24 protein-coding genes are annotated in these 26,209 nt (G+C 58.1%); 15 read left to right on the forward strand and 9 right to left on the reverse strand.

All coding sequences use genetic code 11. The annotated features are described in order from the left end of the window. Nucleotides 1-66: 66 nt before the first annotated feature. A complete protein-coding gene (locus VMV64_RS08275; RefSeq protein WP_325329481.1) occupies nt 67-783 on the reverse strand; it encodes an ABC transporter ATP-binding protein in 717 nt (238 codons plus the stop codon). Between the two features lie 249 nt (nt 784-1,032). Here VMV64_RS08275 and VMV64_RS08280 point away from each other — a divergent pair, with 249 nt between their 5' ends. From VMV64_RS08280 to VMV64_RS08305, 6 genes are all read left to right on the forward strand, one after another. Then, on the forward strand, nt 1,033-3,876 hold the full coding sequence (locus VMV64_RS08280; RefSeq protein ID WP_325329482.1) for a ribonucleoside-diphosphate reductase subunit alpha: 2,844 nt from the start codon (nt 1,033-1,035) through the stop codon (nt 3,874-3,876). A 199-nt stretch (nt 3,877-4,075) separates the two neighbouring features. Continuing rightward, nucleotides 4,076-5,218, forward strand: coding sequence for a ribonucleotide-diphosphate reductase subunit beta (locus VMV64_RS08285; RefSeq protein ID WP_325329483.1), 1,143 nt, complete (start codon nt 4,076-4,078; stop codon nt 5,216-5,218). 25 nt (nt 5,219-5,243) lie between these two features. Next, the gene (locus VMV64_RS08290) at nt 5,244-5,927 is read left to right on the forward strand and encodes an ImmA/IrrE family metallo-endopeptidase (RefSeq protein ID WP_325329484.1); all 684 of its coding nucleotides are present in this window, start codon (nt 5,244-5,246) and stop codon (nt 5,925-5,927) included. A gap of 659 nt (nt 5,928-6,586) precedes the next feature. Then, nucleotides 6,587-6,976, forward strand: a complete 390-nt coding sequence (locus VMV64_RS08295) for a hypothetical protein (protein WP_325329485.1) — start codon at nt 6,587-6,589, stop codon at nt 6,974-6,976. A gap of 45 nt (nt 6,977-7,021) precedes the next feature. After that, on the forward strand, nt 7,022-7,387 hold the full coding sequence (locus VMV64_RS08300; RefSeq protein WP_325329486.1) for a DUF6164 family protein: 366 nt from the start codon (nt 7,022-7,024) through the stop codon (nt 7,385-7,387). Between the two features lie 323 nt (nt 7,388-7,710). Next, complete coding sequence (locus VMV64_RS08305) at nt 7,711-8,025, forward strand: hypothetical protein (RefSeq protein ID WP_325329487.1); 315 nt, start codon at nt 7,711-7,713, stop codon at nt 8,023-8,025. 49 nt (nt 8,026-8,074) lie between these two features. Here VMV64_RS08305 and VMV64_RS08310 read toward each other — a convergent pair whose 3' ends face one another. Further along, nucleotides 8,075-8,479 carry a hypothetical protein gene (locus VMV64_RS08310; protein ID WP_325329488.1) on the reverse strand — a complete coding sequence of 135 codons (405 nt, stop codon included), beginning with the start codon at nt 8,477-8,479 and terminating at the stop codon, nt 8,075-8,077. A gap of 227 nt (nt 8,480-8,706) precedes the next feature. On the opposite strand from VMV64_RS08310, the gene VMV64_RS08315 reads away from it, so the two are divergent. Next, nucleotides 8,707-9,090, forward strand: coding sequence for a hypothetical protein (locus VMV64_RS08315; protein WP_325329489.1), 384 nt, complete (start codon nt 8,707-8,709; stop codon nt 9,088-9,090). Nucleotides 9,091-9,230: 140 nt separating this feature from the next. Further along, nucleotides 9,231-12,380 carry a transglycosylase domain-containing protein gene (locus tag VMV64_RS08320; RefSeq protein ID WP_325329490.1) on the forward strand — a complete coding sequence of 1,050 codons (3,150 nt, stop codon included), beginning with the start codon at nt 9,231-9,233 and terminating at the stop codon, nt 12,378-12,380. Between the two features lie 105 nt (nt 12,381-12,485). On the opposite strand, the gene VMV64_RS08325 is transcribed toward VMV64_RS08320, so the two are convergent. Both VMV64_RS08325 and VMV64_RS08330 read right to left on the reverse strand, forming a co-directional pair. Continuing rightward, nucleotides 12,486-12,770, reverse strand: coding sequence for a hypothetical protein (locus VMV64_RS08325; RefSeq protein ID WP_325329491.1), 285 nt, complete (start codon nt 12,768-12,770; stop codon nt 12,486-12,488). Nucleotides 12,771-12,781: 11 nt separating this feature from the next. Next, nucleotides 12,782-12,988 (reverse strand): YMGG-like glycine zipper-containing protein, encoded by a 207-nt coding sequence (locus VMV64_RS08330; RefSeq protein ID WP_325329492.1) that lies wholly within the window; start codon nt 12,986-12,988, stop codon nt 12,782-12,784. Between the two features lie 277 nt (nt 12,989-13,265). Between VMV64_RS08330 and VMV64_RS08335 the strand changes: the two genes are divergently transcribed. Continuing rightward, entirely contained in the window at nt 13,266-13,703 is a 438-nt protein-coding gene (locus VMV64_RS08335) for a hypothetical protein (protein ID WP_325329493.1), read from the forward strand. Nucleotides 13,704-13,997: 294 nt separating this feature from the next. On the opposite strand, the gene arcC is transcribed toward VMV64_RS08335, so the two are convergent. Beyond that, nucleotides 13,998-14,909, reverse strand: coding sequence for a carbamate kinase (arcC, locus tag VMV64_RS08340; RefSeq protein WP_325329494.1), 912 nt, complete (start codon nt 14,907-14,909; stop codon nt 13,998-14,000). A gap of 3 nt (nt 14,910-14,912) precedes the next feature. Then, nucleotides 14,913-15,326, reverse strand: a complete 414-nt coding sequence (locus VMV64_RS08345; RefSeq protein ID WP_325329495.1) for a hypothetical protein — start codon at nt 15,324-15,326, stop codon at nt 14,913-14,915. 116 nt (nt 15,327-15,442) lie between these two features. Between VMV64_RS08345 and VMV64_RS08350 the strand changes: the two genes are divergently transcribed. From VMV64_RS08350 to VMV64_RS08375, 6 genes are all read left to right on the forward strand, one after another. Then, entirely contained in the window at nt 15,443-15,721 is a 279-nt protein-coding gene (locus tag VMV64_RS08350) for a hypothetical protein (protein WP_325329496.1), read from the forward strand. A 171-nt stretch (nt 15,722-15,892) separates the two neighbouring features. Then, nucleotides 15,893-16,942 carry a TonB-dependent receptor plug domain-containing protein gene (locus VMV64_RS08355; RefSeq protein ID WP_325329497.1) on the forward strand — a complete coding sequence of 350 codons (1,050 nt, stop codon included), beginning with the start codon at nt 15,893-15,895 and terminating at the stop codon, nt 16,940-16,942. A gap of 83 nt (nt 16,943-17,025) precedes the next feature. Then, nucleotides 17,026-18,195 (forward strand): IS4 family transposase, encoded by a 1,170-nt coding sequence (locus VMV64_RS08360; protein WP_325329498.1) that lies wholly within the window; start codon nt 17,026-17,028, stop codon nt 18,193-18,195. 10 nt (nt 18,196-18,205) lie between these two features. Further along, nucleotides 18,206-19,216: a TonB-dependent receptor gene (locus VMV64_RS08365; protein ID WP_325329499.1), complete on the forward strand. Its 1,011-nt coding sequence runs from the start codon at nt 18,206-18,208 to the stop codon at nt 19,214-19,216. Between the two features lie 250 nt (nt 19,217-19,466). Beyond that, nucleotides 19,467-20,414, forward strand: a complete 948-nt coding sequence (locus VMV64_RS08370; RefSeq protein WP_325329500.1) for an ABC transporter substrate-binding protein — start codon at nt 19,467-19,469, stop codon at nt 20,412-20,414. Continuing rightward, nucleotides 20,411-22,843: an ATP-binding protein gene (locus VMV64_RS08375; RefSeq protein WP_325329501.1), complete on the forward strand. Its 2,433-nt coding sequence runs from the start codon at nt 20,411-20,413 to the stop codon at nt 22,841-22,843. The genes VMV64_RS08370 and VMV64_RS08375 overlap by 4 nt, the downstream gene beginning before the upstream one ends. Before the next feature lie 207 nt (nt 22,844-23,050). Here the strand turns inward: VMV64_RS08375 and dsrA are convergent, their stop codons facing one another. The 3 genes from dsrA to VMV64_RS08390 all read right to left on the reverse strand — a co-directional run bounded on the left by dsrA (nt 23,051) and on the right by VMV64_RS08390 (nt 25,944). Then, nucleotides 23,051-24,349 (reverse strand): dissimilatory-type sulfite reductase subunit alpha, encoded by a 1,299-nt coding sequence (gene dsrA / locus VMV64_RS08380; RefSeq protein ID WP_325329502.1) that lies wholly within the window; start codon nt 24,347-24,349, stop codon nt 23,051-23,053. A gap of 239 nt (nt 24,350-24,588) precedes the next feature. Then, nucleotides 24,589-25,320, reverse strand: coding sequence for an MBL fold metallo-hydrolase (locus tag VMV64_RS08385; RefSeq protein WP_325329503.1), 732 nt, complete (start codon nt 25,318-25,320; stop codon nt 24,589-24,591). Nucleotides 25,321-25,350: 30 nt separating this feature from the next. Beyond that, the gene (locus VMV64_RS08390) at nt 25,351-25,944 is read right to left on the reverse strand and encodes an NAD(P)H-dependent oxidoreductase (RefSeq protein ID WP_325329504.1); all 594 of its coding nucleotides are present in this window, start codon (nt 25,942-25,944) and stop codon (nt 25,351-25,353) included. Nucleotides 25,945-26,209: the final 265 nt, after the last annotated feature.

Here is a 26,209-nt window from a genome sequence, read left to right on the forward strand (position 1 = left end):
TGATGGGTAATGGGCGATGGGTGAGGTTTCCCTCATTACTCATCACCCATTCCCCATTACCGGTATTTACCATGACAGCTCCGACGGAGTCAGCTTGTGCGGGTTAGTCTCCACTGCGGCGATATGCCCGTCGGCCATGTGCATCACCCGGTCGGCCATGCCGGCAATGGAGGCGTTGTGGGTGATCACTACCGCCGTGGTGCCGAGTTCCTGATTGATCCTGGCGATCACTTCCAGCACCACCTTGCCGGTTTGGTAGTCGAGTGCCCCGGTCGGTTCGTCGCACAGCAGCACGTCCGGCCGCTTGGCGATGGCGCGGGCGATGGCGACGCGCTGCTGCTCGCCGCCGGAAAGCTGGGAGGGAAAGTGGTCCATGCGGTGTTCCAGTCCGACCAGTTTCAGGGCTTCTTCCGGCGTCATCGGCTGGGGCGCGATATCGGTCACCAGGGCGACGTTCTCGCGCACGGTGAGGCTGGAAATCAGGTTGTAGAACTGGAATACAAAGCCGACATGATCGCGCCGGTATTCGGTCAGTTCGCGCTCGCCGGAGGTGGCCAGGTTGTGGTCGCGCCAGAAAGCCTCGCCGCTGGTGGGCGTGTCCAGGCCGCCGAGGATGTTGAGCAGGGTCGATTTTCCGCTGCCCGAAGGCCCCAGCAGCACGACGAACTCGCCCTGGTAGATCTCGATATCCAGCGCGCGCAGCGCCGGTACCTCCACTTCACCCATGTGGTAAGTTTTGGTCAGGCCGCGTGCGACAAATACGGTTAGCGCTGATGGCTGCATGTGATGAAACCCTCTCCATTCCAGACTATCCAACAAATGGTCCTTTTACAACTTTGGCGCCCAGAGCGGCTTTCGCGGCAGATGAAAATTGATTGGAAATTCTGGTTGCGTTTTGTCAACTGCGATACTAGAATTAGTGGTAACTTGATAGTTCAGACACAAGATGTTGTGGATATGTCGTGGATATGTTGTGGACAAGAGCCAAACCCCACCGACGAAACGCAATAATAAAACAGGAGGATAACCACCATGCAGCTTTCTACCGATTCCGTTTCACCTTCCCCTTTTGCCGCCTCGAATTTCGGTTCCGGCGAAACCGCAACGGGCCAAGAATCCGTTTATGCCCAGTACAAGATCATCCGCCGCAACGGCTCGGTGGTCGGCTTCGAACCCGCCAAGATATCGATTGCACTGACCAAGGCGTTCATCGCCGTCAACGGCGGCCAGGGTGCGGCTTCCGCGCGTGTTCGCGAGGTCGTCGCCGCGCTGACCGAGAGCGTGGTGGCCGCCCTGATGCGCCGCCAGCCCAACGGCGGGACTTTCCATATAGAAGATATCCAGGACCAGGTCGAGCTGGCGCTGATGCGCTCCGGCGAGCACGATGTCGCCCGTTCCTACGTGCTGTACCGCGAGCAGCGCACCCAGGAGCGCGCCCGGCACAAGCAGGAGCAGCCCGCCGCCGCACCGCATGTCATCAACGTCATCGAAAACGGCCAGACTCACCCGCTCGACATGGCGCGTCTCAACGGTCTGCTGCAATCGGCCTGCGATGGACTGGGTGCAGCCGTTTCTCCGCAGCCTATCCTCGAACATACCCTGAAGAATCTGTACGACGGCGTGCCGTTCGAGGAAGTGGGCAAGTCGGCCATCCTCTCCGCCCGTACCCTGATCGAGAAAGAGCCGGCCTACAGCTTCGTCACCGCGCGCCTGCTGCTCGACACCATCCGCAAGGAAGTGCTGGGCGAGGTCGCCAGCCAGGCTGACATGGCGACGCGTTACGCCGAGTATTTCCCCGACTTCATCAAGCAGGGCATCGCAGCCGAGCGCCTCGACGAGCGCCTGGCGCAGTTCGACCTGAAGCGCCTGGGCGCCGCCCTGGACTCATCGCGTGACCTGCAGTTCGGTTACCTCAGCCTGCAAACCCTGTACGACCGCTATTTTCTGCACATCGACGAGCGCCGCATCGAGCTGCCGCAAGCCTTCTTCATGCGCGTGGCGATGGGCCTCTCCCTCAACGAGATCGACCGCGAAACCCGCGCCATCGAGTTCTACAACGTGCTTTCCAGCTTTGACTTCATGAGTTCGACGCCGACCCTGTTCAATTCGGGCACGCGCCGCTCGCAGCTTTCTTCCTGCTACCTGACCACGGTGAGCGACGACCTCGACGGCATCTACGAAGCGATCAAGGAAAACGCGCTCTTGTCCAAGTTCGCCGGCGGTCTCGGCAACGACTGGAGCCGGGTGCGCGCGCTGGGCAGCCATATCAAGGGCACCAATGGCAAATCCCAGGGCGTGGTGCCGTTCCTGAAAGTGGTCAACGACACCGCTGTGGCGGTGAACCAGGGCGGCAAGCGCAAGGGCGCGGTGTGCGCCTACCTGGAAACCTGGCACCTCGACATCGAGGAATTCATGGAGCTGCGCAAGAATACCGGCGACGACCGCCGCCGCACTCACGACATGAATACCTGCAACTGGATTCCCGACCTGTTCATGAAGCGCGTGATGGAAGCCGGCGACTGGACCCTGTTCAGCCCGAACGACGTGCCCGACCTGCACGACAAGTTCGGCAAGGCGTTCGAGGAGGCCTACGTCGGCTACGAAGACAAGGCCGCGCGCGGCGAGATCAAGCTGCACAAGAAAATTCCCGCCCTGCAACTGTGGCGCAAGATGCTCACCATGCTGTTCGAAACCGGTCATCCCTGGATCACCTTCAAGGACCCGTGCAACATCCGCAGTCCGCAGCAGCACGTGGGCACGGTGCACAGCTCCAACCTGTGCACCGAGATCACGCTCAACACCAACGAGCACGAAATCGCGGTGTGCAACCTCGGCTCGGTCAACTTGGTCGCGCACCTGAAAGACGGCGTGCTCGACACAGTCAAGCTGCAGCGTACCGTGCGCACCGCGATGCGCATGCTCGACAACGTCATCGACATCAACTACTACGCGGTGGCCAAGGCGCGCAACGCCAACCTCAAGCACCGCCCGGTGGGCATGGGCATCATGGGCTTCCAGGACTGTCTGCACGCCTTGCGCGTGCCTTACGCCAGCCAGAGCGCAGTCGAATTCGCCGACCGCAGCATGGAAGCGGTGGCCTACTACGCCTACATGGCCTCCACTGAGTTGGCCGAAGAGCGCGGCCGCTATGCTACCTTCACCGGCAGCCTGTGGGATCGCGGCATCCTGCCGCACGAGTCCAACGCCCTGGTGAAAGAGGCGCGCGGCGGTTTCCTGGAGCTGGACGAGTCCGTCACCCTGGACTGGGAAGCCCTGCGCGCCCGCATCAAGCAGTTCGGCATGCGCAACTCCAACTGTCTGGCGATCGCACCGACCGCGACCATCGCCAACATCGTCGGAGTATCCGCCAGCATCGAGCCGACCTACCAGAACCTCTACGTCAAATCCAACTTGTCGGGCGAATTCACCGTGGTCAACGATTACCTGGTGGAAGACCTGAAAGCGGCCGGGCTGTGGGACGAAGTGATGATCTCCGATCTCAAGTATTTCGACGGCACGCTCTCCAAGATCGACCGTATCCCGGCCGAACTGCGCAGCCTTTACGCCACCGCCTTCGAAGTCGATCCGAGCTGGCTGATCGAAGCCGCCGCCCGCCGTCAGAAGTGGATCGACCAGGCGCAGAGCCTGAACATCTACATCGGCCAACCCTCCGGCAAAAAACTCGACGAAACCTACCGCCTTGCCTGGCTGCGCGGCCTCAAAACCACCTACTACCTGCGCAGCCTGGGTGCATCCCACGCCGAGAAATCCACCTCCAAGGCCGGCGCGTTGAACGCCGTGCCGGTGGACGGGGGCGTCGCGGCGGAGACAAAGTTCTGCAGCATTGACAATCCGGAATGCGAGGCATGTCAATGACGAGCATTCCTGATTGCGGCGCAGGCTCACATTTCGCCGCAGGCGCAATGTTACGCCGTAGCCACAACCCCGAGTGCGAGGCATGCCAGTAGCAGACTAATTTAACCGCAGAGGCGCGGAGGCGCAGAGAAACCCTTTTTTGCATTTCTCAGCGCCTCCGCGCCTCTGCGGTGAAACGAAAAAATAAGGAGACAATAATATGCTAAGTTTTGAAGACACCACCCCCACCAGAGCCGCCATGCCTATGCCACCCACTACGCCACAAGCAGAGCTACCCCTTGTCGACGAGCCCGTTTCCGCTGCCCTTACCGGCATCCGCGACACCCGCCGCATTCGCGCCGAGGACAAGCGCATCATCAATGGCGGCGCCGACGTCAACCAGCTGGTGCCGTTCAAGTACAAGTGGGCCTGGGAAAAATACCTGAACGCCTGCGCCAACCACTGGATGCCGCAGGAAGTGAACATGAACCGCGACATCGCGCTGTGGAAAGATCCCAACGGCCTGACCGAGGACGAGCGCCGCATCGTCCTGCGCAACCTCGGTTTCTTCGTTACCGCCGACAGCCTCGCCGCCAACAACATCGTGCTCGGCACCTACCGCCACATCACCGCGCCGGAATGCCGCCAATACCTGCTGCGCCAGGCGTTCGAAGAGGCCATCCACACCCACGCCTACCAGTACATCGTCGAAAGCCTGGGCCTGGACGAGGGCGAAATCTTCAACATGTACCACGAGATTCCCTCGATCCGCGACAAGGACGAATTCCTGATCCCGTTCATCGACACCCTGTGCAACCCGAACTTCAAGACCGGCACGCCGGAAGACGACCAGAAGCTGCTGCGCTCGATCATCGTCTTTGCCTGCATCATGGAAGGCATCTTCTTTTATGTCGGTTTCGTGCAGATCCTCGCCCTGGGCCGGATGAACAAGATGGTGGGTGCCGCCGAGCAGTACCAGTACATCTTGCGCGACGAGTCCATGCACCTCAACTTCGGTGTCGACCTGATCAACCAGATCAAGATGGAAAACCCGCACCTGTGGACGCCGGAATTTCGCGTCGAGATCGCCGGCCTGATCAAGAAGGCGGTGGAGTTGGAATACGCCTACGCCGAAGACACCATGCCGCGCGGCGTGCTTGGCATGAATGCCTCGATGTTCAAGGAATACCTGCGCTTCATCGCCAACCGCCGTTGCCAGCAGATCGGGCTGGATCAGCTTTATCCGGGGGCGAGCAACCCGTTCCCGTGGATGAGCGAGATGATGGATCTCAAGAAGGAGAAGAACTTCTTTGAGACTAGGGTGACGGAGTATCAATCTGGGGGGGCGTTGAGCTGGGATTAAGCACGATTTTTCGCGGAGTGGTGACATGGACAAGTTAGAAATTGAAAACATAGCTCTGAGCCTACAACGGCGAATTTGGGAACAACGTACAGCGATCTGGCCCGATCAAGTACCAAGCCCGTTGGGAATGCTCGATCCAGAAATCGCTGCACATGTGCTTGGTATTCAGTATGAACATTGGGAAGAACTAACGCCACTCGCAAAGCAAGGAAAGCGTGTTCTGATAGCCGGCCTACTTGACAGGCAAGCGCGCAAGATTGCGGTCTCAGATCAATTTCCCGACGAGATCGTGCGCTTCACCGGGGCGCATGAAATTGGCCATTGGTTACTTCATCCTGGTCAAGTAATGCATCGGGACTTGCCGATCAAAGGGCTTGGTGAGACCTTAAGCCGTATGCCTCAAGAAAAAGAAGCTGATTACTTTGCCGCATGTTTCCTTATGCCCCGTAAGCTCGTAAAAATGGCTTTGGAGACCACTTTTTTAGTTAATGCTCCATTTGTTCTTGACGACAATGCCGCATTTTGGCTATGTCCACACGATCCAGATTCCCTATTGAGAGCCGATGTTGGATCTCTCGATTGCGCTTTGTCGCTCGCCGCCGCCAAATCCTATGGCGGTAGACATTTCAACTCCCTTGCGAAGCAATTCCGCGTTTCCGTTAAAACGATGGCAATTCGGTTGAAGGAGCTGGAATTGATTCAAGAATAACCCAAACTAAATAATACGTGTAAGGCGCAATCCCAGTAGGGCGTCAATAAGCGAAGCGCATTGCGCCGGATGTTTTGGGAGTGCGCTATGCGCACAAATGTTTAGATGCCGGGGGCTGCCCGGCAGCAGGTTACTTTATTTTGCTTGCCCAAAATACAAGTAACCAAACAAAAAGGCACCCTGCCGCGCCGGCCCTTCGGGCTTCCCTCGGTTTTCCTAAAAATCCGGGCGGCTGCGGAACTCGCGCTTTGCGCTCAGACAGTCCTCGCCGACGGCCCCCGGATTCTTAGGAAAACCGAGGCGGTGCAGAAGGGGATTTGGGTTTTGTGGGCGTAGCCCGTTTTTTAGGTGCCCTCCCGTTGGGGAGGGCTGGGTGGGGAGGTTCGGTTTTGCTGTTTGGTCCCCTTGGTCCACCGTCGAGCAGCATAGCCGGGCCGGGGGATTTCGGCGAGGACTGTCTGAGCGCAAAGCGCGAGTTCCGCAGCCGCCCGGTTCGGCGAGCAGCGCAGGGAACCCCGAAGGGGCGGTGGATAGGGGCGGCTTTCTTTGGTTACTTTCTTTAGCCGTTTAAAGAAAGCAACCAGCCCGCCGGGCTGCCCCCGGCACCTAAACAAACGGTGCGCATGGCGCACCCTACAAAACTACAAAGCCACAAAATAATGGAAAACAGAATCCCCCAACCCAAAACCCTCCTCGCCGTGATCGAATTCATCTCCCACGGCAGATTGCCCGAGCTCTACAAGCAGCTCGGTTTTGACGTGACACCCGAGTGGCGGATACGCAAGGCCGTCTCGCTGGTGCGCAAGCTGAAGCCCGACGTGATTGTGGCGGATTTTTATTTCCAGTCGGATTTTCGCGATCGTTTGAGCAATCTCGAATCGCTGCTTGCGGCGGCGCAGCCGCTCAAGGAAACCCGGATACTGGTGCTTTATGAGCCGCAGGATGAGCCTGCGCTGGTCAGGGTGCGCGAGCGCATGCGTATTGATGCGGTACTGCCGACGCCGGTATCAGACGAGGCGATCAAGGCCGTGCTGAGCGGGTGGCGATAATCCGGCCTGGCGCCCAATAAAACCTGGACTGAAAAAGGAACGATCATGCCCGTCAAATTGTTCTCCCTGCATAACGTGCCCGATGACGAGGCCGAAGAAGTCCGTGAATTATTGCGCAGCAACGCGATCGACTTCTACGAGACTCCCGCGGGAAACTGGGGCATATCGGTGCCTTGCATATGGCTGCACGATGAGAATCAACTGGAGAAAGCCAAAGCGCTCATCGGCAATTACCAGAAAGAGCGGCTGAACCGGGTCAGGGAGGAATATGCGCAACTCGGACGGACGGGAAGGCATCGAACGCTAGGGGATGTGATCAGGGAAAATCCGCTGCGCTTCGTCGTCTATTTGGCGGCCATTGCTGCCTTACTCTATTTTTCCACCAAGCCCTTCCTGGATATCGGAAAATAGCGCAATGCGGCCCAGCGTCCGGTGCATGCGACCCCCCCCAGTCGGTGCATCCGGAATGCTGTGGGTATGCTTCTGGGAGGCAGGCCGGAAGTCTATCTGGTGCCCTCGCTCGATTGGCGCGCTCAAATTGCATATGACGACTTGTTGGTCTGAATATCTAAATAATAGAAGCACTTGCATTTAAGAATGATATTGGTATTCTTCAGATTGTAGGAATTTTTAGATCGCTGGATCGGAGATTCGCCGCGTATAAATAAATTCGGGTTGGTCCGGGAAAATAAGAAAACAGAAAACGGTTGCTTCACATAAAGGAGAACGGGAGCATGAAAGACGTATCCGATTACCTGTGGCGCATGTTTGTGGCAATTTTCCTTTGTCCTGTGGCTGCCTCGTTCTGGCTGGCGTTTGGGAGCTTTGGGTTCGACCCGGGCAGGCTCATGCTGTTTATCGGTTTGCAGGGGCAGCACTATGCCGCGCTGGATTCTGACGGCCAGACTGCTGTCATTCTCCAGGGACTCTTCGGCTGGGCCGCGCTGGCCTTCGTGTTCCTGCTGATTTCTTTCGTTGTGAATCCGCCCCGTTTCAGTTATGCCCTCAAAAAGAAAAACGGCAAATCAGACGTTTCCGTAGTGCAATAAGCCGATCCAGGGTGAGTTATGCGCACCCTGTCCATTTCCCCCTTTTGTTTTACTGCGGACGTTTTTGCCGTTCCCGTTTGAATCGCTGTGACTGCTGCTCCTGCTCGCGCTGGAAGCGCTGATTTTGAATCTCGAGCTGCAAGCGTTGCTGATCCGGCGACTCGGGCTTGACGGTTTGCTGCCCTTGTTCGAACTGCTGGATTTGCCGCTGATGCAGTTCTTGCTGGCGTTGGCGCTGCTCCAGGTAGAGTGATTCCATTTGCCGTTTTTGCTCCGGCGTGATGCGGGGGTTCAGGCTGTCCATGAACTGCTGTTGTTTGAGCTGAAATTCCTGCTGCCGCTGCTGGCGTTCGAGCAAATGACGCTGGATTTCTGTCTGCGCATCCTGGCACCAAGCCGCCGGCCAGCCGATCGCTAATGTCCAGACAAGCAGCAACGCGCGTGAGATGTTCATGATCCCGGACCTCGTCCGCTCTGAAAGATTGCGACAGCAATGAGACATCGGAAGCGTGCCGCTGGTTTCCTCTATGGCATCGATGGCAAAGGGCCACCCTTGACACCCACCATTTTGGTTGCTAACTATAGATTAGAAGAACAGGCCTCACGGCGGGACGTTTTTATTATCAATTCCATGAAGCTGAAGATTTCCGGAAGCCCGGAACAACCAACGAGGAGTAAGCCATGAGATCCAATTGGATGAAGATGGCCCTGTTAGGGGCCGTGATCACGGGGATGCCGATTTTTTCGGCTGCCGCGCAGGCGGAGAAGCTGAATGGAAAGCTTGTCGAACTGAGTTCCGTCGACAACTCGGTGACCGTTCAGCTGGAAGGGGCGCCCCCCGAAAAGATGTTTGCCACTTACAAGGTCGCCGAGGATGCACGCTGGCACGTCTGCCTTGAGGATACCTGCGTCATCAGGAAGGGGGTAGAAGGCTTCAAAACCGTTAACGAGTACGCCGAGTATGGGGCTTATGGCATACCGCACAAGACCTACGATGTGACGCTGAACGTGAAGGATAAAGTGGCGACGGAACTGGAAGTGCAGATCGTGCCAAAGGTGCATTGACCTGCCAGGAGGGTTCCGTCAATTTCCTGCGTGCGCCGTAAAATGCCGGGTTTCTTCATGGCGGGTGCTATAAATTATGCATGATGTACAATTTGCGGCGAATCATGTCCATTCCACCCAATAACTCCAATAACTAATTCGTGGAAAAAAATAATTCCATCAGCTCTGTGATCAAGCGTACGTTCAGGCTGGTTTCCATAGCCGTCCTGATCTTGGCTATTCTCGCCCTCGTCATACTGGGCATCCTTTTTTTCAGGGAGACCGAATCCTCGGCATTCCAGGCGGATTACCTGTCGCGGCTTGCCAAGGATCTTCGCTGGACAGTGAAGAGCGGGCCTAATCCGGATCTGTCCATTTCCCAGGCCGGGCCTTACGACGAGCGCCTGGGTTACAGCCGGTTGTCGGCGATGCTTCCGCGTCTTGCAGGCCAGGGTTTCCAGGTTAGCGCCCAGGCACGGCTGTCACCGCGCATGCAGGAGTTGATCGAGTTGGGCTTGTTCGTCCCTTACCGGGAGAAGGCCCAGGCCGGCCTGCTCGTCACGGATTCCAGCGGACGGCCATTTTTCAAGGCGCTTTCCCCGGGACGCGTCTATGAGAATTTCGCGGCGGTTCCGCCGATAGTTGCGAATAGCCTGCTCTATATCGAGAACCGCGATCTGCTGGATCCCCGCCATACCAGGAAGAATCCGGCCGTGGAGTGGACCCGGCTCGGGAAGGCCGTGCAGGACAAGGCGATCCAGCTCTTCCGTCCGGAACATGACGTGCCGGGAGGCAGCACGCTGGCCACGCAAATCGAGAAGTACCGACACTCTCCCAATGGCTTGACCCTCACTGCCGGCGACAAGCTGCAGCAGATCGCATCCGCTTCCGTGCGCGCCTACCTGGATGGGAGGGATACGCTGCCTGCGCGTCAGCGTATCGTGGTGAACTACCTCAACACGGTTCCGCTCGCCGCGGTTGCCGGATTCGGGGAAGTGAACGGCATCGGTGACGGGCTGTGGGCCTGGTACGGGTGGAACTTTGATTACGTCAACCGGACGTTGCGGTCCTTGCCGTCGAGCGGAGCTGACCTCGGCGAATTCGCAAGTGTCTACAAGCACGTATTGAGTCTAATGATCGCCCAGCGCCGGCCATCGGCTTACCTGACGAAAGAGCGCACGGCCCTTGAGGAGTTGACCAACAGCCATCTGAGGGTGCTGGCGCAGGCCGGCGTGATTCCGCCCACTGTCAGGGACGCCGCCCTGAAGGTGCCGCTCCAGTTTCTTTCCTCAGCGGTTCCTGAAGAAACCGGGGATTTCCTGTCCCGCAAGGCAGCCAGTGCCGTGCGCGTACACATGGCTTCCCTCTTGGGGTTGCCCCGCCTGTATGAACTGGACCGCCTGGACCTCTCCGTGCAAAGCACGCTCAACGGGGAGCTGCAGAAGAAGATAACAGATAGTTTGCGCGATCTCAGGAAACGAGCATACGCGCGCACCGCAGGGCTCTACGGCGACCATATGCTGGGCAAGGCCGATCCGGGCAAGATCATTTACAGTTTTACGCTCCACGAACTTACGCCCCAGGGCGCCAAGCTTAGGATTCTGGCCGACAACTTCGACCAGCCGTTCGACATCAACCAGGGCACCAAGCTCGACCTGGGTTCCACCGCCAAGCTGAGAACGCTGGTGACCTACCTCGAAATCGTCGAAAAGCTGCACAGCCAATATGCGTCATTGCCGCCGAAAGCGTTGCGGCAAGCGAAAGTCGAACCCAGCGACAACCTTACCCGCTGGGCGATCGGCTATCTGCTGCAAGGCGGCGACAAAAGCCTCTCAGCCATGCTCGATGCCGCCCTGGAGCGCAAGTATTCCGCCAGCCCGCACGAGCAGTTCTTTACCGGCGGCGGCGTACACGTCTTCCACAACTTCAAGCACGAGGACGATGGCAGGATCATAAGCGTGCGCCAGGCCACCCGCTTTTCCGTCAACCTGGTTTACATCCGCCTGATGCGGGATATCGTGCGCTACACCATGTTCCAGACCCCCGGGGCGAATATCCTCAAGGACATGGACGATCCGCAGCGCGAGGAATACCTGAAGCGTTTCGCGGATAAGGAAAGCAAGGAGTTCCTTATCCGCTTCTACCATAAATACAAAGACAAATCGGCACTGGAGATTGACGATATTTTCTTTTCCGGCATTCGGCCCACCCCGCGACGGCTCGCGGCCGCCCACCGCTACCTCAATCCGCAGGCCACCCCGGACCAGTTTGCCGAATTCATGGAATCTCGCCTGCCCGGATTCAGAGGTTCGGACGGGCACACCCTCCGCGCCATGTATGACGGCTACGGCCCAGGAAAATACTCGCTGGCCGACCAGGGATACCTTGCACACGTCCATCCGCTGGAGCTATGGCTCGTGCATTACCTGGCCACTCATCCCGGTGCACGGTACAAGGATATGATCGAGGCCAGCGCCACCGAACGCATTGCCGTCTACGACTGGCTGCTCAAGACCGTGCACAGGAATGCGCAGGACATCCGCATCCGCAGCCTGCTCGAAGTGGAGGCCTTCCTCGAAATTCACCGCAGATGGAAGCGGCTCGGCTACCCGTTTGACTCACTGGTGCCGTCGCTGGCCACGGCCATCGGCAGTTCCGGTGACCGTCCTGCCGCGCTTGCCGAACTCATGGGCATCATACTCAACGATGGAGTACGGGTTCCCACGGTGCTGATCGAGCGCCTGCGCTTCGGCACAGGCACGCCTTTTGAAACCGTTGTCGAGCGCGCCCCCACCAAAGGCGAGCGGCTGTTCGCACCTGAACTGGCCGCCGCGGTGCGCAGCGTGCTGATCGATGTAGTGGAGGGGGGCACGGCCTCGCGGCTTGCTCATGCCATTGTGAGAGAAGACGGCACGCAGATCCCGCTCGGCGGCAAGACCGGGACCGGCGACCATCGCTACGTCACCTTTTCTTCTGCGGGTGCGATCAAGGAATCCCGCGCGGTGAACCGCTCCGCCACGTTCGTGTTCTTCATCGGGGACCGCTTCTTCGGCACGCTCACCGCCTTCGTGCCCGGTGCTGACGCCGACGACTATGAGTTCACTTCGTCGCTCTCGGCGCAAGTCCTGAAGCACCTGCTGCCCACGCTGAAGCCGCTCATCGATACGGCCCGCCCCCTGCCGGAGCAAGAGCGTCTGGTGGCCGCGAAGAAAGGCAAGGCGAAGAAACCGGCGCTCAAACCGGGGCAAGACGGCGATGAGGTTGTCGACTCCACGCAGCAGGCGGAGCCTGAAACGGAAGAACTGCCCTGATTTTAGATTTTAAATCGCCAGGCGCGGATAATCTGCGTTGGTCTTAAGGCGTGTGGCCGGGATCAGGCCGAGGCGACCACCGACTGCGCAGTCCGGGTGCGTCGGCTACTTGTCGCAGCGCGGGTCCGGCCTCAACTTCGCCTTGATGCTATCCCCGACCTTGTAGTCCTGGAGGGTTTCCTTCGAGGCCTGAAATTCATGCACCGTCCCATTGGTCGCTCGCATGGTCAGTTTCTCTTGGGCCATGTCCACCTTGACGACTTGGCCCTCGATATTTTCCGGCCGGCCGGCCTTGCTGCAGTCGGCCGGCTTATCCTGGCTCAGCGCGGCCCCGCTCCACATCATCAGCCCACCGGCCACTCCCGCCATCAAGCGCATCCAGTTCTTCATCGAAGCCTCCGTTATCTTGAAATATCGTAGATGGCGCCAATCGCTGCACCGACGCCCGTGCCGATCAGCGCACCCTTGCCGGCGCCGTGCCCCGTGCCCGCACCGATGGCGGCCCCTGCTCCAGCACCCACCGCAGCGCCTGTGACTGTACCGCAGGACGTGGTCATCACGGCGAGGATCAATAAGCCGGACATTGCAATCGCTTTCGGTGTCTTCATGGTCTGCATCCTCCTGTGACAAAACGTTGACAGCGTTGCGGATCGCCGTAATGCTGAAACCACCTTGAGAGTTTAATTTTCTTTATAGTTTCTGGGGCAAGGAAGTCAAGCCAGGTTGTGGCTCAGCTTGAACATCAGCGCTGCTTACCCTATACAGAAAAAATCCAGAAGTTTTGCGCCGCACGGAAGTGCTGCCGCTGGGCACTGCGGCAGAGTGTTGCCGTTGCGGGGCTATCATCGGTCAACTGCGGGACCGACAAGCGAAAGGAATCATGATATGAAAGGTTTACTATTGCCGGTGTTGTTGGGCTTGGCATTAAATGTGTCCGCAGCAGAAAAAAGGGAAGAGGGCGTGCCACCCGGGACGGGCTCCACAGATGTGCGGAAAGAGGCCGGGGAGGCCATCGACGCTGCGACAACCAAAGCCAGGCAGGAGCGCGATGAGTTCGTCGACAAGGCACAGAAGGAAATGGCTGAACTGAACAAGAAAATGGCGGAACTTCGAAAGAAGGCGAAGAAGCTTAGCGGGGAGGCTAAGGCCAAGCTTGACCGGCAGATCCAGAACCTGGAGCCGGAATTGAAAGCGGCGGAACAAAAGCTTGCCGACCTGAAGTCCGCCACCGGCGAAAAGTGGAAGGAACTGAAGGCCGGAGTTTCCGGCGCCATCGGCCGCCTGAAGCAGTCCATGCAAAAAACCAGGGAAGGCGACAGTTGACCGTGCAAGCATGGTCACGAACTGTCGCGGCACCCTTTGCCAACGAGGTTATATCAACCTAAAAAAGCTATTGAACCGCAAAGGACGCAAAGGCCGCTAGGTAGAACAACATGTTACGGATTACGGGTGGCTCACCCAGCAGGTGGAAAAAAGAAACCATCTATCCATTTGTTTTCCCTTGCGTTCCTTTGCGTCCTTGGCGGTGAACTGCCGTTTCTAGGATCAACGCCAATAGTGCTGACAGGGCTGGCAAACCGGATCGGGGATGATGAGTGAACGCTGTCGCTGCGCAGCTTATACGGCATCCCTTGCGATCACCGTGCCGGCCTTGCCGTCCAAGATCGCCAGGGCGTCACTGAGCTGCCCGATGCCGGCCATGCCGCCGGTCTGCTCGACGAATTCGCAGGCGGCCCGGACCTTCGGCCCCATCGAGCCCGGTGCAAAATCAAGTTCGCGCAGGGCTTGCGAGGTGATGCAGCGGATGGCGCGGGCGCCGGGTGTGCCCCAGCCTTGGTAAACCGCATCGGTGTCGGTCAGCAGCAGGAGGGCGTCGGCTTTCAGTTCGCGGGCCAGGAGCGCGCTGGCCAGGTCCTTGTCGATCACGGCTTCGATGCCGATCAGGCTACCGTCCTCGCGGCGCACGGTAGGAATGCCGCCGCCCCCGGCACAGATCACGATCACGCCCTGGCTCACCAGCAGTTCGATCACGCTCAGTTCGAATATCCGCTGCGGTCCGGGCGAGGGTACGACCCGCCGGAAGTGCGCGCCGTCGCGCGCCATGCTCCAGCCCCGTTCCTTGGCCAGCCTCTGCGCTTCGATTTCAGAGTAGACCGGGCCGATGGGCTTGTCGGGATGGCCGAAGGCAGGGTCTTTCGGGTCGACCTCGATCTGGGTCAGCAGGGTGGCGCAGCGGCGATCCGGCAGCAGGTTGCCCAGTTCCTGCTCAATCAGGTAGCCGATCATGCCCTCGGTTTCCGCGTCGAGGATGTCCAGCGGGTAGGTTTCATCCGGTTTGCAGGCCGCGCCCTGCAATGCCAGCAGGCCGACCTGCGGGCCGTTGCCGTGGGAAATCACCAGGTCGTGCCGGCGGGCGATGGGCGCCAGGGCTCCGGCAGCGATCCTGACGTTGCGGCGCTGGTTGGCGGTAGTCGGGGGTTCCCCGCGGCGCAGCAAGGCATTTCCGCCCAGGGCGATCACGATGCGCATGGTTCACTCCTGACCTGGCATTTCCTGCCGGTCGATAAGGCGCAGCCAGCCCCGCGCGATGCGGTAAAGCACCCACAGGCCGGCAATGACGAAGATCGCTGCCGCGAAGGGAATGCCGAAGAGGGTGAAAATCAACAGCCAGGCGATGGCCACCCACAGCAGCGCAAACCAGAAAGTGCGTATCTGCCAGCGGAAGTGGGATTCAAGATAGGTGCCGCGCGCCTCATCCCGCTTGAGGTAGTTGAGGATCACCGCGAGGATCGAGGGCCAGCCGGTGAGGAACGCGGTCAGGATGAATGCCGAGCTCAGGATGCCGGTGACCACCGTGAACGCGTGCAGAGCGTAAATCACATGGGTGAGGGTTACGAGCGATTCTGCAGGCCGTGGGTTGCCGGATGCCGCATCGATGTCTGCCATGATTTCTCCGCGATATATTGGGGGCGCACGAACAGTCTTAAGTATACAACCACGCCAGCGATGCGGCGGGAAGCGCGCGACCGGGCAAGCATAACCTAGTAAAATGAATAATTCTGATGATGTTTCTGCCGGAACAGCCCCTGGACTCAACGACCATGAAATCTTCCCTGATCGATCCCGATACTGACCTTGCCCACGAATGCTACGCGCTGGTTTATGCGCCGAGCCCTAACCGCAAGCGTTTCCCGGAAAACTGCGTGGAGGTGAAAGCCTCCGAGGAGGAGGCGCGAACCGGCGCTGATCCAGCCAAGCGGCTCGTGCCCGCTGTGGTATTCGGCCCCTCGCGTTCGTCCGAGGGTTTTCGTCTGTTCTATCTGGTGCGTTGGCTCGATTAGCGGGCTCAAGACGCAGATTTGCGACTTTCCAGTCGGTATGTCGAATAAGGGAAAACCCTATGCGAATGTGAGGGTTTTCTGGTAATTTATCAGTACTTCCAATAAATTAGCTGGCCTATCCAACAATAAAAACTTAGGCCAACAATAAAAACTGTGGCCTGGGAGGCTGACATGCGTAATTCCCTTTTTGTTTCTCGCTTTAGATTCGGGCACGGCTTGTTGGGAAGCGCCCTGTCGCTCTCTGTCGGCATGGCGTCGGCGGGTGAAAATAGCGCATCTTCGGAAAGCGCCTATCTGGACGAAATGCCTGTCGTGCTCAGCGTCTCGCGTCTTTCCCAGCGGGTGGACGAAGCGCCCGCGGCAGTGACGGTGATCGACCGGCAGATGATCAGGGAATCCGGCGCATGGGATCTGGCAGAGGTGTTCCGGCTGGTGCCGGGCATGGTGGTGTCCTACCATTCCGCACGGGCCTACTCCATGGACAACACGGTGAGCTACCACGGGCTGTCCGATCCCTATGCACGGTCCATGCAGGTGCTGGTGGATGGACGTTCGGTGTATTCTCCCCTGTTCGGCGGGGTGCTGTGGGGCGATATTCCTGTCGCCCTCGATGACATCGAACGCATCGAGGTAATTCGCGGCCCCAATGCAGCAAGTTATGGCGCCAATTCCTTCATGGGGGTGATCAACATCATTACTCTCCATCCTTCGGAAACTCAGGGCAAGTTCGTTTCTCTCACCACCGGCCGCAACCGAGAAGAAGGCGTGGCGCGCTACGGCGGACGCAACGACGCAGGCGACCTGACCTATCGCATCACGGCGGGCGTGCGCAACGACAAGGGCGAAGACCCTACCATCGTGAATGCCCTGTCCACCAAGGATGGGTGGGATAAGAACAAGTTCGACGACAGGAAAGTTCAACTGTTTACCCTGCGTGGTGATTATCGGGTCAATGCGACGGACGAACTGGAGTTTCAGTTTGGCTACAACGGCGGTGACCGGCAGGAAGGGGATGCCGGGACGACTCACCCATTCTGGAAACGCGCCGACAATCATTTCGAACAGTTGCGCTGGCAGCGCGCCCTGGAGGATGGCGGGGAACTGTCGGTGCAGTACTACCATGGTTATGAGAGCAGCTATGGGACTGATGCCTATATCGATAAAAAAACTGGTAAAGCAATTCACTACTGTCCGGTTAACTTTGACGTCACAACGCTGTGAGCCATATTTGATGCGCCATTCGAGAACATTGCACGTGTCCCCGACTTCACTGCAAACTTCCGGTTTTGACTCCGGGGGTTGCGATGTACGACGGCAAGACACTGTTTGCTCAGGTCATGGACTTTCTGCCGTGGAAGACCTTTCATCGCATCGTCAGCCGCTATCAGGCGGACTTGCGGGTGCGCACGCTGCCGTGCTCGGATCAACTGCGCATCATGGCTTTTGCCCAACTCACCGGGCGGGAGAGTCTGCGCGACATCGAAACCTGTCTCGCGGCCAACGCTCACCGGCTCTACCATATGGGCATTCGCTCCTCGGTGGCACGCTCGACGCTGGCGGACGCCAACGAGTTGCGCGACTGGCGCGTGTATGCCGAGCTTGGGCAGCGCCTGATCACCGAGGCGAGGGCGCTCTATGTGGACGAGTCGCTCGGCGTGGAACTGACCAACACGGTCTATGCGCTGGATTCCTCGACCATCGACCTGTGCCTGTCGCTGTTTCCGTGGGCGCGCTTCCGATCCACCAAGAGTGCGGTCAAGCTGCACACCCTGCTGGATTTGCGCGGCGCCATCCCGGCCTTCATTCACATCACCGACGGCAAGGTGGCGGACGTCAACGCACTCGATCTGCTGATACCGGAGCCGGGTGCCTTCTACGTCATGGATCGGGGCTATGTCGATTTCTCCCGCCTCTATACGCTGCATCAGGCTGGGGCCTTCTTTGTCACCCGCGCCAAGTCGAATCTGGCGGCGCATCGGGTCTATTCCCACGCTTGCGACAAGCCCAACGGGATCATGTGCGACCAGAGTATCGCCCTGGATGGCTTCTACACGAAGCGAGACTATCCCCAGCACCTGCGGCGCATTCGCTTCAAGAATCCCGAGGACGGCAAGACGCTGGTCTTTCTGACCAATGCCTTCGACCTTCCGCCCACCACGATCTGCGCGCTCTACAAGCTGCGCTGGCAGGTGGAACTGTTCTTCAAATGGATCAAGCAGCATTTGCGCATCAAACATTTCTTCGGCACCTCGGAGAATGCAGTGAAGTCCCAGTTGTGGATCGCGATCTCGACTTATGTCTTGGTCGCCATCCTCAAGAAGCGCCTCAACCTGGAGGCATCTCTCTACACTTTGCTACAGATTTTTTCGGTCAGCCTCTTCGAAAAAATCACATTACAACAGGCACTTGCCAATATGCGTAACACATCAACACCCCCGCAAATCAGTAACCAACTGACTTTGCAGGGGTTTTAGCCGGACAGTAGTGAAAGCAATTAGCAACAACATGGATGTCATTGCGCAACGCCATGATTTGGAAGTGCAGCACACGTTCTCGCTCAGCAAGAGCACGCGAATAGTATGGGGCGGCAGTATGCGCTATGACAACGTATATGCACCGATCTATTTGGGAAATAGCATTGCCAAGAAGCCGTTTCACCTAGGGCGTCTGTTCGGTAACCTGGAGTGGCGCGCGCACCCCGATCTGGTGTTCAACCTGGGGGCGATGCTGGAGGAAAACAGCTTTACCGGAATGGATATCACTCCTCGTGTCGCGGCCAACTGGCATTTCCTGCCCGGCCATACCCTGCGTGTCAGCAATTCCAAAGCCACGCGCACCCCGACCAATTTTGAGAAAGTCCTCGCCGATCCCTACCTGGCTCTAGGAGTGGTCAAACAAAAATTGCGACCGGAACGGGTGGATTCCACCGAAATCGGCTATCTGGGCAAATTTTCCGATTTGAACGTGGATTTCCGTGTTTTCAGGGATGAATTCAGCGATCTGATCGTCGAAAACGGAACATCGGTAGGTCAGGGTTACCTCAATCCCGGCAAAGCTGTGGTAAAGGGCTTCGAGACGCAGTTGCAATGGAATGTCGGGCCTCGCACCAGGCTGGTTTATAGTTTTTCTCACAGTCTGGTTTCCAGTCTTAACCAGGCCAAGATAACCTACACCGATGCGGTGCCCGCCAGCATCCAGAACATGATGCTCACCCACCGCTTCGACCATCGCTGGAGCACGAGCCTGATGGGGTACAAGATGGGGGCGGTACATTTTCCAGAGACAGATACTGGCCCACAGGATAATAAATTATATTATGTCGATTCATATAGCCGCTGGGATGCCCGCCTGGCTTATGCCTTCCAGGCCGGAACGACCAGGGGTGAGCTCGCCTTGGTGGTACAAAACCTCGCCGATGCCCATTACTTCGAATTTCGCCACGACAACGAGCCTCCGGGCCGTACGGCCTGGCTCAATCTGAAGCTCGATCTCTGATTGTGATGGATAGCTCCATAGTATGAGGGAATCCCCTATACGAATTGGGGAGACTTTCTGATAATTTATAGGCTATGCTCAAAATCAGTTGGCTCGTCCACATAATAAGAATCGCAATGGCGTCCCTGCGCAAGGCGCATCGACCACTCACCAAGGGAAGTGCCTGGCTGCGCAGCCCCCCTTTCTTTTTTCGCATTACTCCAATATCCAGCCTGTTGGATCAATCTGAAGCTGGACCTCTGAGAGCCTGATGCACTACTGGCGCATCCTCTCCGCTCTATGCCTTACCCTGGCCATGTTCTGCCTGCCGCGCGCGGCGGTAGCGCTGGATGGGGTGACCGTGGTGCTCAGCGAGGAAGGAGGAGCCTACACCCAGGTGGCGGACAAGCTGCGCGCGGTCCTTTCCCAAAGCGGCGGTACAGCCAGACTGCCGGTCAAAGTGATACCGTTGAAGGAAGGGGACTCCCTCCGTGCCGATCCCGGACAGTTGCTGGTGGCGGTCGGTACCGGAGCAATGGAGGAGTTGGCGAAAAAAAACCTGCCTCAACCCGTGCTCAGCGTGCTGGTGCCGCGTGCGGCGTTCGAGAAAACTGCCCGGCAGAGCGGGCGCCTGGGCGATCCGCGTAATTTCTCCGCGATCTATCTGGATCAGCCGTGGGCACGCCAGTTTTCCCTGATTCGCCATGCTCTTCCCGGTCGGACGAAGGTCGGCATCCTGCTGCCTCCCAATTCCACCGAACTTGCCACGGCGCTGAGTGCGGCGGCCAAGGCTGCCGGCTTTGTTGCGATCATCGAAATGGTGGACGGCGAAGCCGACCTGTTGCCGGTATTGAAGCGGCTGTTGGGTGAAAGCGATGTGGTGCTGGCGGTGCCTGATCCGCTTATCTATAACCGGAATACTGTCCAGAGCATCCTTCTTACCACCTACCGCCATCAAGTGCCGTTGCTCGGATTTTCACCTTCCTATGTCAAGGCTGGTGCGATTGCGGCGGTGTTCAGCGTGCCGGAGCAAATCGGCCAGCAGGCAGCGGAAATAATTCAGCGCCTGGCGGCAGACCGGCGTTTGCCGTTGCCCCTGCCACCTCGCTATTTCTCGGTCGGCGTCAATGCTCAGGTTGCCCGCTCGCTCGGTATTGGCCTTGACGATGAAGCCAGCCTGAACAGCAAACTGAAGCGCACTTCAGAGGGCGAACCATGAAACACTGGAGCATCAAATACAGGATCCTGTTCCTGGCGATGCTCCCAGTCGTCGTCGTTGCCTCTCTGCTGAGCATCCTGGTGATGATCGGCGGTATCACCGAAATGGACGGCGCCCTGAGGTCGCGGGGCATGTTGATCGCCCGCCAGCTAGCGCCGGCCAGTGAATACGGCGCGTTTTCCGGCAACCGAGAAATTCTTCAGGCGCTCACTCAGGCGGTGATGAAGGAAGAAGATGTCAACGCGATCATCATTACCGATGACCGCGACAAGATACTCGCAGTGAGTGGCCGACCCAGCCAGTTCGACTATAAATCAGCCGGGCTTGCCGACGTAGGCCGGGTCGACTCGACCGGAAAGAACTCCCTGGTTTTTGCAGCGCCGATTTACCAGAGTGCAAACGATATCGACGAATATGGCCTGTTTGACCGCGCGGAATCTCCTGACGGCAAGAAAAAGAAAGTGCTCGGGCGGGTTTATGTGGAACTGTCCACGGCTGCCACCCAGCAGCGCAAAAGCCATTTCATCATGATCAGCATAACCATCGGTCTTTTCGGCTTTTTCGGGGCGTTGTTGCTGGCGCTACGCATGAGCCGAGACGTCACCCATCCGCTGTCGCGCCTGCTCGACGCGGTCGTGCGCATGACCCGTGGCAATCTTGATGCTCGCGTTGCGGTGGACTCCGGCGGCGAGCTGGCGGAGCTGGAGCGAGGTTTCAACGATATGGCGGGAGAATTGCAATCGGCCTACACCAACATGCAGGAGCGCATCGAGGAACGGACGCGGGATCTGGCAAGGCTCAAGGAAGAGGCCGAGCAAGCCAAAGCCAGCGCGGAATTGGCCAATCAGGCAAAAAGCCAGTTCCTCGCCCATGTCAGCCATGAAATCCGCACGCCGTTGAATGGCCTGATTGGATTTATCGGTTTGATGGGTAAAACCCGCATCGACAATGTCCAGCAGGATTATCTCAAGATTTGCGAAATCTCCTCCCAGACCTTGCTGGCGATTATCAACGACATCCTGGACTTGTCCAAGATCGAGGCGGGCAAACTGTCGATTGAATGTCTGGTATTCGATCTAGGGTATTTGATCGAGCAATGCATCCTCTTCTATACGCCCAGCGCCCAGAGCAAGGGATTGCGCCTGATCATGGAGATCGATCGAGACATGCCCGCCAAGCTGATGGGCGATCCGTCCCGTATCCGTCAGATCCTGGCCAACCTCCTCGGTAATGCCATCAAGTTTACCGACTCCGGCGCAATCACCGTCACCGTGAAGCATCTGGATGGAAGCGACGGCTCCGCCCACGTCGAAATCTGCGTGGCTGACACGGGAATCGGCATGACCGACGAGCAACTGGGGCAGCTGTTCCAGCCATTCAGCCAGGGGGATGCCTCGATTACCCGCCGCTACGGAGGTACCGGGCTGGGGCTGGCAATTTCCCATCGTCTGGTTGAAATGATGAATGGCACCATCGCGATCGAGAGCGCGGCGGGCAAAGGATCCAGATTCACGATTTCGCTGTGCCTCAAGGAAGCGGGTGGGGATACGGCTTTGCTCTCTTCAGGACCGCTCGAGAGCCTGGAGCGGGAAAATTCCACGGTTCAGGAGGAAAAGCAGGCGCCGGCTGCGCTGCCGGCGCAGCTACGGATACTGGTGGCGGACGATAACGAAATCAACCGCAAATTGAACACGATTTTGTTGCACCAGTGGGGTATTGCCGTGGATGAAGCGGCGGATGGCGTCGCTGCCGTGGAGGCTTGTCGCAGGCAGCAGTATGACCTGATCCTGATGGATGTGCATATGCCGGCGATGGATGGTGTCGAGGCGACGAGGCGCATCCGGATGTTGCAGAAGGGGGGTAATCCGACTCCCGTCGTTGCGCTAACCGCCAATGCACTGAGCGGGGACAGGGAGCGCTACCTGGCCGCCGGGATGGATGACTACCTGGAAAAACCCCTGGCCGAGGAGGCGCTGCGCAAGACCATCGAGAAATGGGTTCCGCTCACGCCTGTTTGCGCCCAAGGTGCCGGAATAAAAGAGGAGTGGAATGTGGAGGAGGGCTTTCCCGAATCGCCTCACTCCGATCTGCCGATCATCGATGCCGGGCTTGGCATGGAGCGGGCGGGTGGCTGCCGACAGAGCTGGCTGACTTCATTGAGAATGCAGCTTGCTGAATTGCCTTCCTGCCTGGATGCCTTGCAGGCAGCCTATTCGGCTACCGATCTTGAAAAAGTGATGGAGCTGGCTCACAGGCTGCGTGGCGGCGCGCTCTACTGTGGCATTTCCGCACTTGAAATTGCCGCCTTGCGCCTGGAAGTGGCGTGCCGGAATCGCGCCCCGGACATCGCCGACAAACTCACTCTCCTCCAGCAGGAGGCGGAAAGCTTGCTGGCGTTGGAATCAAGCGGAGCCATTCCGGAAGCTTAGGTCTATAAAAAGCTTTTAACCACGAATTTACACGAATTAAACACGAATGTTCACTAATAATCAGTTGGTTAGAGTGTCTAGTCTAATTCACTGTTTGGTGCCAAAAGTAGGCGCCTCTAGGCGACAAGATGATTGTCTCTAACTATTCGTGTTTATTCGTGAACATTCGTGTCATTCGTGGTTAATGGCCGTTTTTAGGTTGATGCGTCAGGCTGCGCTTGCCTTACGTTGGTTGGCCTTCTCGACCTCTTCGTCCCAGCCGTCCATACGGACATAAGGATTGGAACGCGGCTCTTTGATCATGTTCGCGTCGATCTCCACGCCGATCCCTTCGAGGAAGTTGACCAGGCCGATACGGTCGATCATCTCGCCGGTACGCTCGTGCTCCAGCGCGTTTTCGGCGAAGAAGTCGATGGTGTTCTGGCCGAGCTCGACCAGCTTCTCGAAGTCCTCGTCGGATTCCAGCTTCATGAACGGCACGATCACGGTCCCCATGGTTGCGCCGATCTTCAGCACGCTCTTGCCGCCGATCAGGACGGTCACGCCCTTGTCCTTGCCCGGAGCCAGCGCGCCGGTCATGACGTTGATGCAGTGCATGCAGCGCACGCAGCTGTGGTTTTCGATTTCCATCGACTGGGTGTCGTTGATCGCGACGCTGGAGATGCCTTCGGCCTTGGAAACGTCCTGGGTGTTCTTCAGGGACAGCGCCTTGGTCGGGCAGCGGCTGATCACGTCGTTGACCAGTTCGTCCATGCCGTGCTTGGCGAACCACTTCTTGCCCAGCTCGTCGTCGGTCTGGATGTTGTCGCGCCAGGTGCCGATGGTGGCCATGTCGGAACGCTGAATCGAGTTGACGCAGTCGTTCGGGCAGCCGGAGAACTTGAACTTGAACTTGTACGGCAGGGCCGGGCGGTGCATGTCGTCGAGGAAGTTGTTGACCACGGTGCGCAGGGCCCTGGCTTCGTCATAGCAGGACTGCTCGCAGCGCGCGGCGCCGACGCAGGACATGGAGGTGCGCACGGCAGGGCCGGCGCCGCCCAGGTCGAAGCCCATTTCGTTCAGTTCGTCGAAAGCCGGCTGAACGTTCGCGGTGGTGATGCCCTGGAACATGATATCGCCGGACTGGCCGTGGAAGGCAATCAGGCCGGAGCCGTGCTTCTCCCACACATCCGCCATCTTGCGCAGCAGGTCGGAGGTGTAATGCATGCCGGCAGGCGGCTGGATGCGCAGGGTGTGGAACTCGGCCGCATCGGGGTAGATCGGCTTCTCGTTCTCGTCCTTGAGTTCGGTAAAGCGCGGAATCACGCCGCCACCATAGCCGAACACGCCGACGGTGCCGCCCTTCCAGTAACCTTTTTTGGTCGCGTAGGAGGTTTCCAGCTGGCCCATCAGGTCAACCATCATGTCGTTGTCTTTGGCCAGGCGCTTGAGGCCGGTCACAAAGCTGGGCCAGGGGCCGCTTTCCAACTGGTCGAGCATTGGAGTGTCGTATTGTTTCTTAGCCATGGTCGTAATCTCCTAGAAAAAAATTGAAACAAAAAACCGGCTCTCAAGTCCCCGTAATAACCATGGAATGGATACGGATAATAGACTATTTCTACTGGATGAACAAAGTATAGTAATACCAGATGGAATTAATCAAGTATTTTATGAGCTAGGGGTAGATAACCCAAAGGGAGTAGATTCGAAACCTATTGATCCAGAAGCAAATATCGCCATGCAGGCACACCCTTGTGCCGACACCATTATTCCCGCCCGCCATAGATCTTTTTCAGAACTAGCGCCAAGTCTTGCAGGGCAAGTTCGCCGTTACCTACAAATGAAGAGCCATGCATGATTGCCAGCGTTTTCGGTTTAAGGCCGGCTAGTTCGTGAAGCAGGTGCCTGGTCTGCGGGGTGAACGGCATGCTGTCCGCCATGAGGCCGTTGTTCTGGTAACCGATCAGTGCGCCCCGCGCCCGGTCGGCGATATCGGATTCCGTAATCGCTTCCACATCCCCGTTATGCACGAACAGGTCGGAGCAGAACAGGGTTTGGTTGGATTCCTCGAACAGCATGCCAGCATCCCAGCCGTGGGGCAGGTGAGGGGTGCGCAGGAAGCGGAACCGGTAACGCCCGGTTTCCAGCACGTCTCCTTTCTCCAGGGCGCGCGGTGCGCGGATTGAAAAATCGTTGAAGTTGGTGATCGCACCCACCGCGCTGCATGCTGGCTGAGCCGACGGAACCTCGGCGAGCCAGGCATTGAGGGCGCCACATTCGTCCGCCTCGAAGTGGCTGGAAAAGATCCAGCGAATCCGTGATGGCTCGATAAGCTTCGCCACGGCATCGCGCACCTCGGTGAACATGTGGGCCATGCCGGTGTGGCATAGCAGCGGCTCTTCGTCCTTGACGAGGAACTGGTTGAATTGCAGTCCGAATTCCTGGACATAAATCGAGATGCGATAAATATCCGGTGCGATTTCCGTCAAGGTGGCCATGGCTGCGTCCTTTATCGAATGTTCCAGTAATTATGCTTGTTTGCCTATGATTCTTCCCATCATCTCTTCGACTTCCTTGAGCATTCTGGCCCGCTCCTCGGCGGTGGCGTCGAGCACCCCACACAGGTATTTGTGCTCGATCACCTGAATGCCGCAAAAATCGAAAATTCCTGCGTCTATCGTTTTGCTCATGCATTCCAGCAGGCCCATGTTGACGAGGTCGTCACGACCGGATGCCAAGGTATTCACGATGACCGCCTTTTTGCCATGGAGCAGACCATTGAAGACGTTCTGCTCCATGGACCAGGCGAAACCGTAGGAGAAAACACGGTCGACGTATCCTTTGAGTATGGCCGGCATGTCCGACCACCAGATCGGGTAGATGAAAATCAGCACATCCGAGGAGCGGATGTATTCCTGTTCCTGTTTTACGTCCTCCGGCACCGGAACGCCCTCTACCATCTCAAGCTCGGCCGCCTTCAGCGCCGGGTCGAAGGGGATTTCATACAGGTCGCGCACTGCAACGGCAGCGTTCGAGGCTTTCAGCGCGGCCTCAATTTTTTCCTTGATGGCATGATTGAAGCTTTTTGCATTGGGATGTGCATAAATAATCAGGTATTTCATTTGGGCTTTTCCCGGGGGGTCTGTCATGGCGCCAGGCCTAGACTTTGGCTTTGGCGGCGAGGGCGCGGTCCCGCACCTGCTTCAGCGCTTCCAGGATCGTCACGCTGGGCGGAATGGTGGGCGATTTCAGCTTTTCCAGCACAGCGGCCGTCATTTTGCGCAGATCCTCATCGCTTACTCCTCCAGGCGGGGCTTTGGCGGGCTTGGCCGCGGGCCGCGGCGTCCGTTGTGCGGAAGGGGGCGTTGCCTTGTTCAGCCGATGGGT

Source organism: Sulfuricella sp., assembly GCF_035531155.1.
Taxonomy (GTDB): Bacteria; Pseudomonadota; Gammaproteobacteria; order Burkholderiales; family Sulfuricellaceae; genus Sulfuricella.